We start from the raw sequence: 12,597 nt of genomic DNA, 5'->3' as shown, positions 1-12,597 counted from the left end.
CAGTCCGGCGCGATCGGGATCGCCCTCCTCGCCGGACTGCACCGGCGGGGCGCCGGACTCTCCTCCTTCATCTCGGCCGGCAACCGCGCCGACGTGGGCCCGCCGCAGGGCCGTCTCGACCCCGATCGGCTGCTGGTCAGCGCCGCGCAGGACCGCGAGGTACGGGTCGGAGCCGGTGGAGTCGAGCAGCGCGGTCCGCAGGGCCGGCTGGGGCTGGCCGTCGTGCGTGGCCATGAGGACCGCGCCGTACCGCTCGTGGTCCGGTGCCGTCTCAGTCGGCGTGCCCGCCACCTTCCGGAAGTCCGCGAGGCTGGTGTAGCGCCCGGCGGAGACGAGGAGGTCGGGCGAGGCCAGGCGCTGCCGTACGGCGGTGAGGACACCGGGCAGCGCGGCCCGCGCGGGGTCGCCGGCGGGGAGCCGGTGGGCGAGCCAGGCCGCCAGGCCCATCGAGGCGACCAGCACCGATTCGGTGAACGGGTGGTCGACCGGCCGCACGGGCGTCGGCCGGTCTCCCGCGATGTGCCACGCCACGTCGGTGGAGAGCTCGGGCGACGAGGCGGGGTCGAGGAGCGCCGGGAGGGCCCGGTGGACGGACCAGTCGGTGAGGACGCCTCGGGTGGCCTCCGCGATCAGCCGGTCCGGGACCCGGGTGCGCCGTCCCACGTGCGCGTTCCAGGCGGCGGCCGCCGACGCCACGTCGGGGCCCTCGGTCCACAGCAGCGCCGGGTCCTCGGGGAGGAGGGCCGCCACCACGGCCCGGCGCACCTCGACGGAGAGCGTGCGCAGTTCGTCGCGCGCCTGGGCCGCCTCGGCCACCTTGAGGCCGAGGAACGTGCGCAGCTCCGTCGGCAGGAAGCTGTTCCCCCAGTCGTCCACCTTGGGCATGCCGGCGAGGACGAGCCGGGCCAGCGCTCCGGGGACGCCGGTGAGCCTGCTGAACTCCTCGGCCGCCTCCGGGAGGAGGGGGGCCGCCGCGCGGTTCTCCGCCTCCCGCAGGAAGGCGGCCAGCCAGTCGGCGCCGCGCGTCCGGTCGCCCACCGGGGTCGCGGTGAGCAGGGTGTACGGGGCGGGTGCCTCGAACCGGCCGTCGGGGGCGTGGAGGAGCGCCTCGAACTCCCGCCCGTCGTCGACGCCCCGGTCGTTCTCGGTGATCCCGAGGGCCGCTCCCCCGCCGAACGGCAGGACGGTGCGGCGGGAGGTGCCGCGCTCCTGGCCGTCGGAGGTGTGCAGGTGCGGGGTGGTGAGGTGGAGCGTCACCTGGCGCCAGTGGCCGGTCGAGCCCTCCGTCGAGGCGAGGCCCAGGGCGTCGACCCGGCCGAGCACGTCGAGCAGCGCGGCCCGGTGCTCGTCACCGCTGCCGGGCGCGACGGCCCGGTAGGCGACCGCCGCCGGTTCGTTCAGGAGGGGGACGAAGGAGAACGGGGAGTACGGCAGCGCGGGCAGGTCGTAGTGGAGCGTCCCCGGAGGGGCCGCCGCGGAGGTGCCGGACCGTGCCTCGGCCAGTTCGCCCAGGAAGCGGTGGGTCACGTCCGAGGCGGCGCCCCGGCTGTAGTAGCCGGCGCCGGTGAGCCCGTCGAGCGCCTCGGCGAGCAGGCTGTCGTGGGGGCCCTCGGTGCGCGCCTCCTCCGGTTCGGTCGCCGGGTCGAGCCGGGCGGCTACGGAGTCCAGGGCGTTCTGCTGCGCCACGGCGAAGCGCAGTGCCTTCGCCACGCCCGCGACCAGTTCGGGCGCGGTGATCCCCGGCAGCGCGGCGGTCACCAGGTCCGGGACGTCCGCGGCCCGTTCCGCCAGGACGGCCGCCTTCAGGAGGGTGCCGGCCGTCTCCGCGTCGGCGGCGCGCAGCACGTCCGAGCCCCGCGGGTCGCGCGGGCGGAGGGCGTAGAAGTGGGTGAGCGGCGGCAGGGGCGTGGCGGCGGTGCCGTAGATGTCGTTCCGGTCGCCGTCGGACGTCGTGGTGATCACGCCGTCCGGGTCGGTGAGGAGCAGTTCCCGCCACTGGCGGGTCAGGGCCCTGGGCCGGTCGTCGCCGGGGAACGCCAGGGCGGCGACGGGCATGTCGGAGCCCTCGGGCAGGGAGACGTTGCGGCCGGCGGTGTCGTCGGCGCACCAGCCGTCGCCGGGGATCCGCAGGACCCGCCAGCCGAGCAGGCCGTCGACGGGGGTGCCCAGGGCCGAGCCGTCCACCGCCGGGGCGGGGCGCAGCCACGAGGAGTGCGCGGCCAGTTCGGCGCCGGGGGCGTGGGCGCGGGTCGCGTCGGCGAGGAAGCCGGGCAGGGAGCGCCGGCCCCGGGCGTTCTCGGCGGGGTCGTACTCGGCCCAGCCGCTGTCGTCGTGCCGCGCGTCGTTCTCGTACCGCTCGGCGTGCTCCCACACCCAGTACGAGGTGCCGTCGGAGAGCAGCGGCCGTTCCCGGGGCAGCTTCGTGTCGCCGGCGTGCAGGACTCCGGCGCCGGTGGCGCGGCCGCCGCCGGGCAGCGGCAGGCTGGGCCGGTCGGAGCGGAGGGACCAGTAGCTGATCTCGGCGTCCAGGGTGAACACGCGGTCGGGCGCGGTGTGCCAGTAGCCCTGCACGTCGCTGTTTCCGTAGCCGGTCCAGAACACGAGGAGGGCGCCGTCGACGTAGTGGAAGCCGTACCGGTGGGAGGACCGGCCGGTGGGCACGCGCAGGTCGTGGGTGAGGACGGTGGAGTCGGCGTCGATGACCCGTACCCGGGTGGCGTTGGCCACGATCAGGTGGGGCCAGGCCTCGAAGACGACGAGGTCGTCGAACTTGTTGCGCCCGGGGGTCAGGTCCGCGACGGCCTCCTCCCACGCCGGCCAGTGGAGTTCCTCCCACAGACCGCCGCGCAGGGTGCGCGCCAGGGTCTCGCCGAGGTCGGCGCCGGCGGCGGCCGCGACCTCCTCCGGTGCGAGCGCGAGGGCTTCGGCGGGCAGCCACGACAGGCGTGCGAGCGCCTTGGGCAGTCCGGGCAGTCCGGCCGCGACCGAGTCGCGGGCGACGTCGCGCATCCACTCGGTGAGCATCGGCCGGCCGCCGGTCGCGGCGGCGAGCCGGCGCATCACGTCCGCTCCGGAGGAGGCGTCGTGGTAGGCGCTCGCGGCGCGCCGGAAGGCGGGGCGGAAGCGGGGGTCGGCGGCGACCGCGGCCAGGTCGCGGGGGTTCTCCCCGCGCGCCCAGTCCGACAGGTTGAGGGTGGCGGCGTTCGTCCGGGGGCCGTCGACCGCCGGGTCGGCGACCGGGACGTCCAGCGAGAGCAGCAGGTCGAGCAGGTCGAGGTCCTCGACGCCGATCCGCAGCGCGTCCTGGCCGTCGGGGCGGACCGCGAGGTCGGCGCGCAGCCGTTCGGCGGCCCGCTCCACCAGGTCGAGGAGGGCCGGCGGGGTGGGACGGCTGCCCCAGCCCCGGTGCCGGGCGGTGTGGAAGCGCTCCAGCCAGCCGGCCGCGCCGTCGGCGCAGCGCTCCTCCGGCGGCACGTCCGTGCTGGTCAGTCCGGCGTCAGCCCCGGACTCCGTGAGGATCCCCAGCCACAGGTCGCTGAACTCGCCGCCGTCGGAGGGCGGCATCATCTCCAGGAGGGTGCCCCGTACGGCCGGGACGCGGCGGGCCAGGGCGACGAGGGAGGACCGGTGGGACTTCCACCAGCCGTCGGCCGCGCGCAGGGTGGCCGGCAGCGGGAGGAGGTCGGCGAGGTAGTCCTGTTCCGCCTCGGGGGCGGACAGGCCGGCGGCGCGGGCCAGGCGCCGCAGTTCGACGGTGGCCTGGGCGGAGGGGGCGAGTCCGCCGGCGGTGCGGCGCACGCACAGGCGCCGGAAGCGCTCGTACGCCTCGGCGGGCGCGAGCCGGGCGGCGAGCTCCTTGCCGTACCCGGTCAGGACCTTCACCGGAAGCGCGCCGACCAGGGCGAATTCGAGGAAGACGGCGTCGAGCCGGTCCTCGTCGACGACGAGGCCGTGCTCGGCCTCGCTGGTGCGGGCGCGGGCGAAGAGCTGTCCCGCGTACGTGGTGTTCTCGACGGCGAGGAAGATCCGGGCGGCCTGCTCGTGGAAGACGGGCAGGAAGTGCGGGACCGAGGAGGCGAGGCGGCCGGCGAGTTCGAGGCAGGCGTCCAGGGCGGCCTTGGGCTTGGTCTTGGCCTGCCGGGCGAGGCGGTCGAGCTCGGGGACGACCGCGAGGGCATGGTGGCCGTCCTCGGGGTGGTGGACCAGGACCCATTCGGGGAAGCCCAGCTCCTGGCGGCGGCCGAGGCCCACGACGGCCGGTTCCCCGTGGAGTTCGAGGCCGAGGAAGCCGGCGGCGAGGTCCTCGGCGGGGCCGAGTTCGGCCGCGGCGAGGCGGACGACGACCCGGTCCTCGCCGAGGACGGGGTGACGGTAGGTGCGGGCGGTCAGCTCGACCGCCGAGGCCCCCGCGTCCCGGGCGTCGGCCGGGAGCACGGCGCCGGCCGCGAGCAGCTCCGCGTTGTCGCGGGCTCCTCCGGGAGCGGCGTCCATGGTCCTGTCGGAAGCGGTCGTGCCGGTCACGCGTCCCCACCCTCTTCGATCGTGCGGCCGGCGTAGAGCGCGGCGGCCATGCGCATTCCCTCGGACCAGGCCACCGGTCCGACCTCGTTCAGCCGCACGGCGCGGCCCTCGTCGTCGTGCCAGCCGAGCCCGCCGGTCTCCGACTCCCCGTCCCAGTACGGCTCGCCGATCCAGACGGACGCCTCCGTGGCACGTCCGCCGTCGCGGACCTTGCAGGTGGCGTAGCCGCCGGAGACCCGGTGGCCGAGCGAGGTCGCGCGGGCCGCGAGGCCGAAGCGGGAGGCGAACTTCCCGCCCGCGTAGTCCCGTACCTCCGTGGCCGTCTCCGGGTGGGCCGCGGCCGGCCTCGTCCAGGTGGCCCGGTGGATCTGCTCCACCCGCTGGGTGATGCCGAGTTCGGCCGCGAAGTCCCGTACGTCGTCCAGGTCGGGGAGGAGCACGGGGTGCGGGAGGGTCACGGTGCGCGGGGAGAGCCGTACGGTCTCGCCGTCGAGGTCGACCACCTTCAGCTCGCCGTCGGCGGTGACGTCCCTCAGGAAGCCGACCTCGTCCGGGTCGTCGCCCACCACGGCCATGTCACGGAGGGCGGACCGCCAGGCCTCGTCCGGCCACACGCGGGCGATCAGCCCGGTGGGCACGGGCAGCGAGGACACCATCCAGGTGTCGACCTGCGCCACGCACGCGGCCACGTGCCGGTCCAGCCATTCGGCGAGGCGCCGGAGCCGGTCGGCCTCGGGATGGTCCCGCAGCGCCTTCGGCAGGGTCTTCAACTGCCGTCCTCCCGCGCGCCGTGCGACCACGCGCCCCTCGTCGAGGGTGATCTCGTACCCCTCGTCCGCCGTCAGCCATGCCATCGGCCGTTCCCCCTCCGCCTGTTCGTCAGAAATCGCGCAGCTCGAACCAAGGGGTCGAAAGCCCCTGGAACCGCGACATGAGGGGAGACTAACCAGGGCCACTGACAACGCGTGTTCGGGGCCAGGACAAGCGGCCCCCGCCCGGCCGGCCGACCGCCGCACGGCCCTTCGCCACGCGGTGCTCCTCGCCGTACAAGCCCCCTCACGCACCACGGGCTTCCCGGTGTACAGGGCCCTCACGGCCCACGGGCTTCCCGGCGCACGGGACCTCACCTCACGGGACGCTCTACGGAGCAGCGGCGGCCCCGAGGCTGCTGTTCGAGACCGCTGCCCGGGCAGGAGGGGAAGGGCCCGGACAGCGGCACCCGGCCCCTGCCCGGTCGGACGGGGTCCACTCGTACCGGGCGGGGTCGGGTCTCGCCGGGGCGCTGGACGGGAGGGGTTCCGCCGGCCGCGACGGGGTAGCGGCGGAGGCGTCACGCACGAGAGGAACACGGAAACAGCGGTACGAGAGGAGGCGGAACCATGGTCGACATCCAGGGTTTCGACCCGCGCCCGGCGATCGTCACCGGTTCGGACTCCGGGATCGGGCGCGCCGTCGCGGTGCGGCTCGCGGAGGCGGGCCTCGACGTGGGCGTCACCTGGCACACGGACGAGGCGGGCGCCGAGGCCACGGCGGCGGAGGTCCGCGCCCGTGGGAGGCGGGCGGCCGTCGCCCGTCTGGACCTGACGGAACTGCCGGAGGCGGCCGACGTGATCGACCGGCTCGCGGAGGAACTCGGAGGGGTCGACGTGCTGGTCAACAACGCCGGTACGGGCACGGCCGAGTCCTTCCTCGACCTGAGCCTGGAGAAGGTCAGGGAGGTGCTCGACGTCGATCTGACGGGGCCGTTCCTGTGTGCCCAGCGCGCCGCCCGCCGGATGATCGACCGGGGACGCGGGGGCCGCATCGTGCAGATCACCTCGGTGCACGAGCACCAGCCCCGGGTGGGCGCCGGGCCTTACTGCGCCGCCAAGGGCGGCCTCGGGCTGCTCACCCAGGTCATGGCCCTGGAGCTGGGCGAGTACGGCATCACCGTCAACTCCGTCGCGCCGGGCGAGATCGCCACCCCGATGACCGGCCAGGAGGACGAGGACGTCCGGGCCGCGTCCCGGCCGGGCGTGCCCCTGGGGCGTCCGGGGGACGCCCGCGAGGTCGCCGCCGTCGTCGCCTTCCTGGCGGGCCCCGAAGCGTCGTACGTGACCGGGGCGTCCTGGGCGGTGGACGGCGGGATGCTCCGCATGGGCCCGATGGCCGGCTCGCACCTGACGTCCGACGACTGGCGGCGGCCCTGAGGGGCCCGACGGGTCCGACAGGGCGGTGACCGGGGGCCGTGGAGCGCGCGGGCCGAGGCAACGCGAGAGGAGCCGCCCCGCGCCCCACCCGTAGGGGGAAGGCGGGACGACTCCTCGGCGACGACGGACCGCGGCGGACGGGGAACGAGGGACGGGCCGGTCAGTCGCTCCAGCGCAGGACGGCGCCGAGGCCGCCCGCGGGGCCCGCCATCTCCTCCGGTACGACGAGCACCTCGGAGCCCGCGGCGACGCAGGCGCGCAGCAGCGCGTCGTCGGCGCGCGCCTCCTCCGGCCGTCCGATTCCCCAGCCCCTGGCCTCGGCACGGCCCGTGGCGATCTCGTCGGGGCCGGATCCGACCCACACGGGGCGGCTCGCGTCGGAGGCGTCCCGGCCGAGGAGGAGGGTGGCGACCTGGTGCTCCCGGGCGGCCGCCGTCACGGCCGGGATCCCTTCGGCGGCCGGGCCGCGCCCGGTGTCGACGGCCGTCTCGCGGTGCTCTCCGGGGCGCCCGCGCGCCCTGCGGAAGTCGTCGAGCGCGTTCCGCACCCGTTCCCGGGCGTAGCGGGAGCGGGCCTCCTCGATCTGCCGGTCGAGGAGTTCGGTGGAGGCGCCGGGCGCGCGGCTGCCGTGGTCCACCTCGACGGCGACGCTCCGGAGGCGCTGCGGCAGCCGTTCCCGTACCGCCTTGCGCTCGCGCGCGTCCCCGGCCAGGACCAGGAGGGTTCCGCCGTCCTGCGGGCAGCGCCGGGCGAGTTCGCCGGCGATGACGTCGGCCGTCTCCTCCCAGGCGTCCTCGACCTTGTTGCTGTAGTGCCACTCGTACCGGTCCTGCGGGATGGAGCGGTGTCCCCGGCCCTGCCACTGCTTCCCGCGCGCCTCGCCCAGGTCCCGCGTGCCGCGGGAGTCCCTCAGTTCGAGGTCGGCGCCTTCGCGGTCGATGAGGGCCACCTGGCAGGCGGGCTCGTCGCTCCGCAGGAGCACCAGGGGCGCGATGTGCGGGAGGTTCGTCCACGCGGCCCCGGCGGACGGCGGGGCGGCCGTGAGGGGGATGTCGAGCACGACCTCGCCCGCCGTCGCGAAGAGGGCGCGTCCGGGCGGCGAGCCGGAGACGGGTTCGGCGCCGAGGCGGTCGGCGACCGCGTGGATCGTGGCCGGGTCGGCGCCCTCGTCGACGAGCTGTGCGGCCACGGCACGGTTGCGCAGCCGCTGTATCTGCGCGGCGTCCTCGGTGGACCGGTCGGTCTCGACGTAGACGGAGGCCCAGGAGCCGGGCCGTTCCAGGAGCGGTTTGAGGAAGTCGAGGTTCATGGTGTCCCCACTGGGGTCGGAACGTGCAGGGTGTCGGAGGCGGTCAGCGCTCCGTCCCGGGCTCCTCGCGCCGCCCGGACGGCTGCTCGGTTTCGTCCACCGTGGCGTCCGCCCCGGTGTCCACGTGCATCGCGGCCTCCTCGGCCGGCGCGGCCCAGTCGTCCGGGCCGACGTCCCGGGCGACCGTGCGGTTTCCCGTCTCCCTCGGGGTGTCGACCGGGGCGAGGCGGCCCGCCCGGGTGCTGCCGGCCTGCTCGTCGACGGGTTCGCCCGCACCGCCCGGCAGGTCGCCGATACTGTCGCCCTCCGGCAGCGGGTCCTCGGGGACCTCCTGGGAGAGCCGGTCGTCCAGGGACTCGCCCTCGCGCTGCTCCCGCTGGGTGGTGCCGTACCGGGTCACGCCCCGCGGGCGCTCGGGGGGCGAGTAGCCGGGGTTGGCCATGTCCTCCAGCGGGTCCGTCACGATCGCGTTGTCCGGATCGAGCGCGTCGGTGGGGCGGTTGTCCACGTCGGAGTGGGTGGGCTGGTAGACGTCGTCGCCGCGGGCCTCGTCCGTGCCGGGCTCGTTGCGGTCCATGACGGTTTCCTTTCGGAGGTCGGGATCAGGGTTTGGAGATCAGGGGTCGGGATCGAAAGCAGATAATTGAAGAGCAGACGGTTGAAGATCGTGATCGGGGTCGGTGGCCGAAGGCCGCACTACGTGATCGGGGGCTGGGACCGAAAACGGGCACCCCGGAACCGGCCGTCCCCACGGCCCGGGGAATGACGGGCGCCCGCTCAGTCGGTGGCCAGGATGATCGCGTACGCGAGGAAGAACAGCGCGCACAGGCCGACGACGATCCACAGGACGAGGAGCGGGCCGGCCGCCCAGCCGCGCCGGAGCGGCCGGTAGGGCCCGGTGCCCGTGCCCGTTCCGGACTCGGCCGGTGGCGTCTCGCCGGGCGCGGTTCCGCCCCCGGGGCGGGGCGTGTCGGCTCCACCTCCGGTGCCGACGCCCGGTGTGTCCCGGGGCTCCGGGTCGGGGTTGCTCGGTCGGGTCATGGCGTCCATCTCCCTCCGGAATCCGGATGTCGCACGGCCGGTACGCGACTACCCGTCCGTGTCCGCCCTATCCGGCGTGCGGCGGGTCGGCCGCCGGCGCGACCGCGCGGCGTCCCGGCCCGCCGTTCAATGGGCGGCGGCTCCGAACTCGGCGTGCTGGGTGCGCAGGGCGAAGTCGGGCTCCGCCCCGGGTGGTTCGCCGAGCGACAGGCGTCGTGCCTCGGCGGACGCCTCCCGCATCAGGGCGTGGAATTCCTGGTCCGTGAGTCGGCGCCGTTCGGTTCTCGTCCGCTCTTCCGTGGTCCGCACGGCGGGTCTCCTCGCGGTCGGTTCTCTTCGTCGTCTCGCCCCGGCGACTACCCGAAACGGAACCGGACAGACAGTTCTCCGATGGCCGATTCCTGTCGGTCATGGCCGATCACCGGGGCGTATGACCGTGCCCGCTCTGGGTAGACGCGGTTCCACCCCTTGGGGGGCCGTCGCGACCAGTGGCAAGGACAGGAGCAGGCGATGAACCTCACGGAAGACCCGGCCGCGCGCCGGTCGGCGAACGGAGAGGCGTACTCCGCGTCCGCCGCCCACGACCATGTGTTCGCGGACACCGGATCTCCCGAGCCCCGGAAGGCTCCGCGGGAGGACCACCGAGTGGGGGGATCACGCGAGGGCGACGCGACCGCGCTGCCGCCGGACCACACCCAGGCGATCCTGGAGACGACGAAGCAGGTCGGGGCGGTGCTGAAGGCGTCGGGCTGCCCGTTCGCCCTGATCGGCGGCGTCGCCGCCTACGCGCACGGCATCCCGGTCCGGCTCCAGCACGACACGGACTTCGCGGTACGGCGGGAGGACGCCGAGACCGTCACGAACGCGCTGCGGGAGCACGGGATCCGGATCGTCGATCCGCCCGAGGACTGGCTGGTCAAGGCGCGTTCCGGCGGTGAGGAGATCGATCTGATCTTCTCCCTCGCGGGGCGGCCGGTCACGACCGAGCTCCTGGAACGGGCCCAGACGCTCCCGGTGGACTCCGTCCACATGCCGGTGATCGCGCCGACCGACCTCTTGGTCTCCCGGCTGATGGCGTTCTCGGAACACCACTGCGACTTCGGCACCCTGCTGCCGGTGGCGCGGGGCCTGCGCGAACGGGTCGACTGGGCGCGCGTACGCCAGGAGACGGAGGGCGCCCCGATGGCCGAGGCCTTCCTCCACCTGCTCGAACTGCTCCACGTCCTGCCGACCCACGGCCCCGTCACCCCCGGCGGAACCGTCCCCTCATAGGTCGCCACGGGGCCGAAGCCACACGAAGGGAGCGGGTGACACGGCCGGGATGCCATGTCACCCGCTCTCTCGCGGAAGGCCACATCTCTTGTGGTTGGCCTTCTCTTGGCGATCAGCGGCTTCGGGCCTGCGGACCAAGGCACCCAACACCGTGTCCGGCCAGGTCAGAAGCCTGGAGGTCCCGAAATCGCGGTGCGGGAGAGCCGTCGCGCTGCGATACTGCGCCGATGATCGACATGCCTACCGCCGTACTGGATTCGCTGTACGGGCTCGCGTTCGGCGACGCCTTCGGCGACCGCTGGTTCGGCATCCTGCGCGGAAACGGTCCGGCGGCCCTGGAGGCGCGGACGCCGCCCCCGGAGCCGCTGTGGCGGTGGAGCGACGACACCGCCCAGGCGCTGGTCCTCGTCGGGGAACTCGTCGAGGGCGGGGGCACCGTCGACCAGGACCGCCTGGCCCTGCGCCTCGCGGCGGCCTACGCCGAGGACACGCACCGCGGGTACGGCGCCTCGATGCACGACGTGCTGCGCCGGATCGGCGCGGGCGAGCCCTGGCGGGAGGTGGTCTCCGGACAGTTCGGCGGCCAGGGCTCCTGGGGCAACGGCGCGGCCATGCGCGCCGCCCCGCTCGGCGCCTGGCACAGCGCCGACCTCGACGTGGCCGCCGAGCAGGCCGCCCTCCAGAGCGCGGTCTCGCACCACCACCCGGAGGCGGTCACCGGAGCGGTGGCGGTCGCCCTGGCCGCGGCGCTGGCGACCCGCGGCCGGGGCGGGCCCGCCCCGGCCAGGGCGGACTTCCTCCGGGCGGTCGCCGAACGACTCCCCGACAGCGACGTCCGCTCCGGAGTGCGGATCGCGGCCCGGATGCCGGAGCGCACCTCGGTCCGGCACGCCGCCGAGGTCCTGGGCTCCGGCTACCGGATGTCGGGTCCCGACACCGTCCCCTACGCCCTGTGGTGTGCGGCGGGGCACCTCGACGACCTGCACGAGGGCCTGTGGGTCACGGTTGCCGGCCGCGGCGACATCGACACCACCTGCGCCATTGCGGGCGGGGTCATCGCCGCCCGCACCGGCGTCGCCGGCCTTCCTCCTTCGTGGCACGCGGCCCTCGAACCGCTGCCCGGGGTCGGGCGCGACCCGGTGGCCTGACAACATGCCACCGGGACGGAGCGTCCGACCCTCGTACGTACGCGCCTACGAGCTGGGCACCCCGGCCGCCTAGGCCGACGCCTCGCCCTTCAGGCTGCGAATGATCGCCGTCGAGAAGGCGTCGAGGTCGCCCGGGTTGCGGGAGGTGATCAGGGGGTGGCCCCCGGAGGTGTCGACGACGACCTCCTCGTCCACCCAGGTGGCGCCCGCGTTCTCGAGGTCGGGACGGAGCGAGGGGTACGAGGTCAGCCGGCGTCCCTTGGTCAGCTCGCTGTCCACGAGCAGCCACGGTCCGTGGCAGATGGCGGCCACCGGCCTGCCCGACCCGGCGAAGGCGGCCACGAGACGGCGGGCGTCGTCGTCGGTGCGGAGCTGGTCGGCGTTCACGGTGCCTCCCGGGACGACCACGGCGTCGAATCCGTCCGCGGAGGCCTCGGCGAGCGTCGTGTCCGGCTGGACCACGGCTCCCGGGTCCTTGTCCGAGACGAGGGTCTGGACGCCCTCGTCCTTCTGTGCGGCGACCGTGACGCGGGCTCCCGCCTCACGGAGGGCGGCCACCGGCTTCTCCAGCTCGTCCTGCTCCGTACCGTAGTTCGTCGTGAGGACGAGAACGTTCTTTCCGTCGAGCGACACTGTGCGTTCCTCTCTGGCTGGGATTCCCCTCGTTTTCTGCGCCTCACCCTCCCCCGGGAGCCTCAAACCTCGCGTAGCGGCCAAAAAACACAAACGACTCCCCCACCGCATCGCTCCGTCGCCACGCCATCCGCTCGCGACTACCCAGAAAATCGTGTCAAATCACTCAAAACGGGAATCCTCTCTGAAGGAAGCTCGACAGACGGACCCCTCCGCCGCCTATGGCACGGCAGCGGCGCAGGCCCATCGCCACCGTCGAAGGAGCCTCATGTCCACCGTCGGAAACCGTTCCACCCGCTCCCGGGCCGCCGAACCGGCCTGCGGTCCCGAGGCCGCCGGGAATCCGGGGGCCTCGATGCGCCGGGCGGCCCTGGACGGACTACCCGAACTGACCCGCCCCACCACCGTCTCCACCGACGACGCCCAACCCCTCTCCGCCGCCCTGCTCACCCGCCTGACCCAACTCGACGAAGGCACCCCCGAA

Annotated in this window: 10 protein-coding genes and 1 pseudogene; 4 read left to right on the top strand and 7 right to left on the bottom strand. The window is 74.7% G+C overall.

Going from position 1 to position 12,597, the window contains the following annotated elements; genetic code table 11:
• Positions 1 to 4,521 (bottom strand): DNA-binding protein (locus AB0398_RS33925; protein ID WP_366379524.1); only part of this gene is annotated, 4,521 nt, incomplete at its 3' end.
• Positions 4,518 to 5,375 carry a DUF4132 domain-containing protein gene (locus tag AB0398_RS33920; protein ID WP_366379523.1) on the bottom strand — a complete coding sequence of 286 codons (858 nt, stop codon included), beginning with the start codon at positions 5,373 to 5,375 and terminating at the stop codon, positions 4,518 to 4,520. The genes AB0398_RS33925 and AB0398_RS33920, both read right to left, overlap by 4 nt.
• 525 nt (positions 5,376 to 5,900) lie before the next feature.
• Here AB0398_RS33920 and AB0398_RS33915 point away from each other — a divergent pair.
• Positions 5,901 to 6,710, top strand: a complete 810-nt coding sequence (locus AB0398_RS33915) for an SDR family oxidoreductase (RefSeq protein ID WP_366379522.1) — start codon at positions 5,901 to 5,903, stop codon at positions 6,708 to 6,710.
• A gap of 160 nt (positions 6,711 to 6,870) precedes the next feature.
• Here the strand turns inward: AB0398_RS33915 and AB0398_RS33910 are convergent, their stop codons facing one another.
• From AB0398_RS33910 to AB0398_RS33895, 4 genes are all read right to left on the bottom strand, one after another.
• A complete protein-coding gene (locus AB0398_RS33910; protein WP_366379521.1) occupies positions 6,871 to 8,019 on the bottom strand; it encodes a hypothetical protein in 1,149 nt (382 codons plus the stop codon).
• Between the two features lie 43 nt (positions 8,020 to 8,062).
• Entirely contained in the window at positions 8,063 to 8,596 is a 534-nt protein-coding gene (locus tag AB0398_RS33905) for a DUF5709 domain-containing protein (RefSeq protein ID WP_366379520.1), read from the bottom strand.
• A gap of 200 nt (positions 8,597 to 8,796) precedes the next feature.
• Positions 8,797 to 9,060, bottom strand: a complete 264-nt coding sequence (locus tag AB0398_RS33900) for a DUF6480 family protein (protein ID WP_366379519.1) — start codon at positions 9,058 to 9,060, stop codon at positions 8,797 to 8,799.
• Between the two features lie 126 nt (positions 9,061 to 9,186).
• Complete coding sequence (locus AB0398_RS33895; RefSeq protein WP_366379518.1) at positions 9,187 to 9,369, bottom strand: hypothetical protein; 183 nt, start codon at positions 9,367 to 9,369, stop codon at positions 9,187 to 9,189.
• Positions 9,370 to 9,705: 336 nt separating this feature from the next.
• Here AB0398_RS33895 and AB0398_RS33890 point away from each other — a divergent pair, with 336 nt between their 5' ends.
• Positions 9,706 to 10,332 (top strand): nucleotidyltransferase family protein, encoded by a 627-nt coding sequence (locus tag AB0398_RS33890; RefSeq protein WP_366379517.1) that lies wholly within the window; start codon positions 9,706 to 9,708, stop codon positions 10,330 to 10,332.
• Positions 10,333 to 10,559: 227 nt separating this feature from the next.
• Positions 10,560 to 11,480 (top strand): ADP-ribosylglycohydrolase family protein, encoded by a 921-nt coding sequence (locus tag AB0398_RS33885; RefSeq protein ID WP_366379516.1) that lies wholly within the window; start codon positions 10,560 to 10,562, stop codon positions 11,478 to 11,480.
• A gap of 69 nt (positions 11,481 to 11,549) precedes the next feature.
• Here AB0398_RS33885 and AB0398_RS33880 read toward each other — a convergent pair whose 3' ends face one another.
• A complete protein-coding gene (locus AB0398_RS33880) occupies positions 11,550 to 12,113 on the bottom strand; it encodes a type 1 glutamine amidotransferase domain-containing protein (protein WP_366379515.1) in 564 nt (187 codons plus the stop codon).
• 268 nt (positions 12,114 to 12,381) lie between these two features.
• Between AB0398_RS33880 and AB0398_RS33875 the strand changes: the two are divergent.
• Positions 12,382 to 12,597, top strand: a pseudogene (locus AB0398_RS33875) (RNA polymerase sigma factor SigF); the annotation flags it as partial.

Origin of the sequence: Streptomyces sp. NPDC086147, assembly GCF_040702165.1 — a bacterium.
Classification (GTDB): domain Bacteria; phylum Actinomycetota; class Actinomycetes; order Streptomycetales; family Streptomycetaceae; genus Streptomyces.
This window is presented reverse-complemented; position numbering and strand designations above follow the sequence as displayed.

Excerpts from the sequence above, each read along its gene's own strand:
- AB0398_RS33910 (WP_366379521.1), bottom strand. The coding sequence starts at position 8,019 with ATGAACCTCGACTTCCTCAAACCGCTCCTGGAACGGCCCGGCTCCTGG.
- AB0398_RS33900 (WP_366379519.1), bottom strand. The coding sequence starts at position 9,060 with ATGACCCGACCGAGCAACCCCGACCCGGAGCCCCGGGACACACCGGGC.
- AB0398_RS33920 (WP_366379523.1), bottom strand. The coding sequence starts at position 5,375 with ATGGCATGGCTGACGGCGGACGAGGGGTACGAGATCACCCTCGACGAG.
- AB0398_RS33915 (WP_366379522.1), top strand. The coding sequence starts at position 5,901 with ATGGTCGACATCCAGGGTTTCGACCCGCGCCCGGCGATCGTCACCGGT.
- AB0398_RS33905 (WP_366379520.1), bottom strand. The coding sequence starts at position 8,596 with ATGGACCGCAACGAGCCCGGCACGGACGAGGCCCGCGGCGACGACGTC.
- AB0398_RS33885 (WP_366379516.1), top strand. The coding sequence starts at position 10,560 with ATGATCGACATGCCTACCGCCGTACTGGATTCGCTGTACGGGCTCGCG.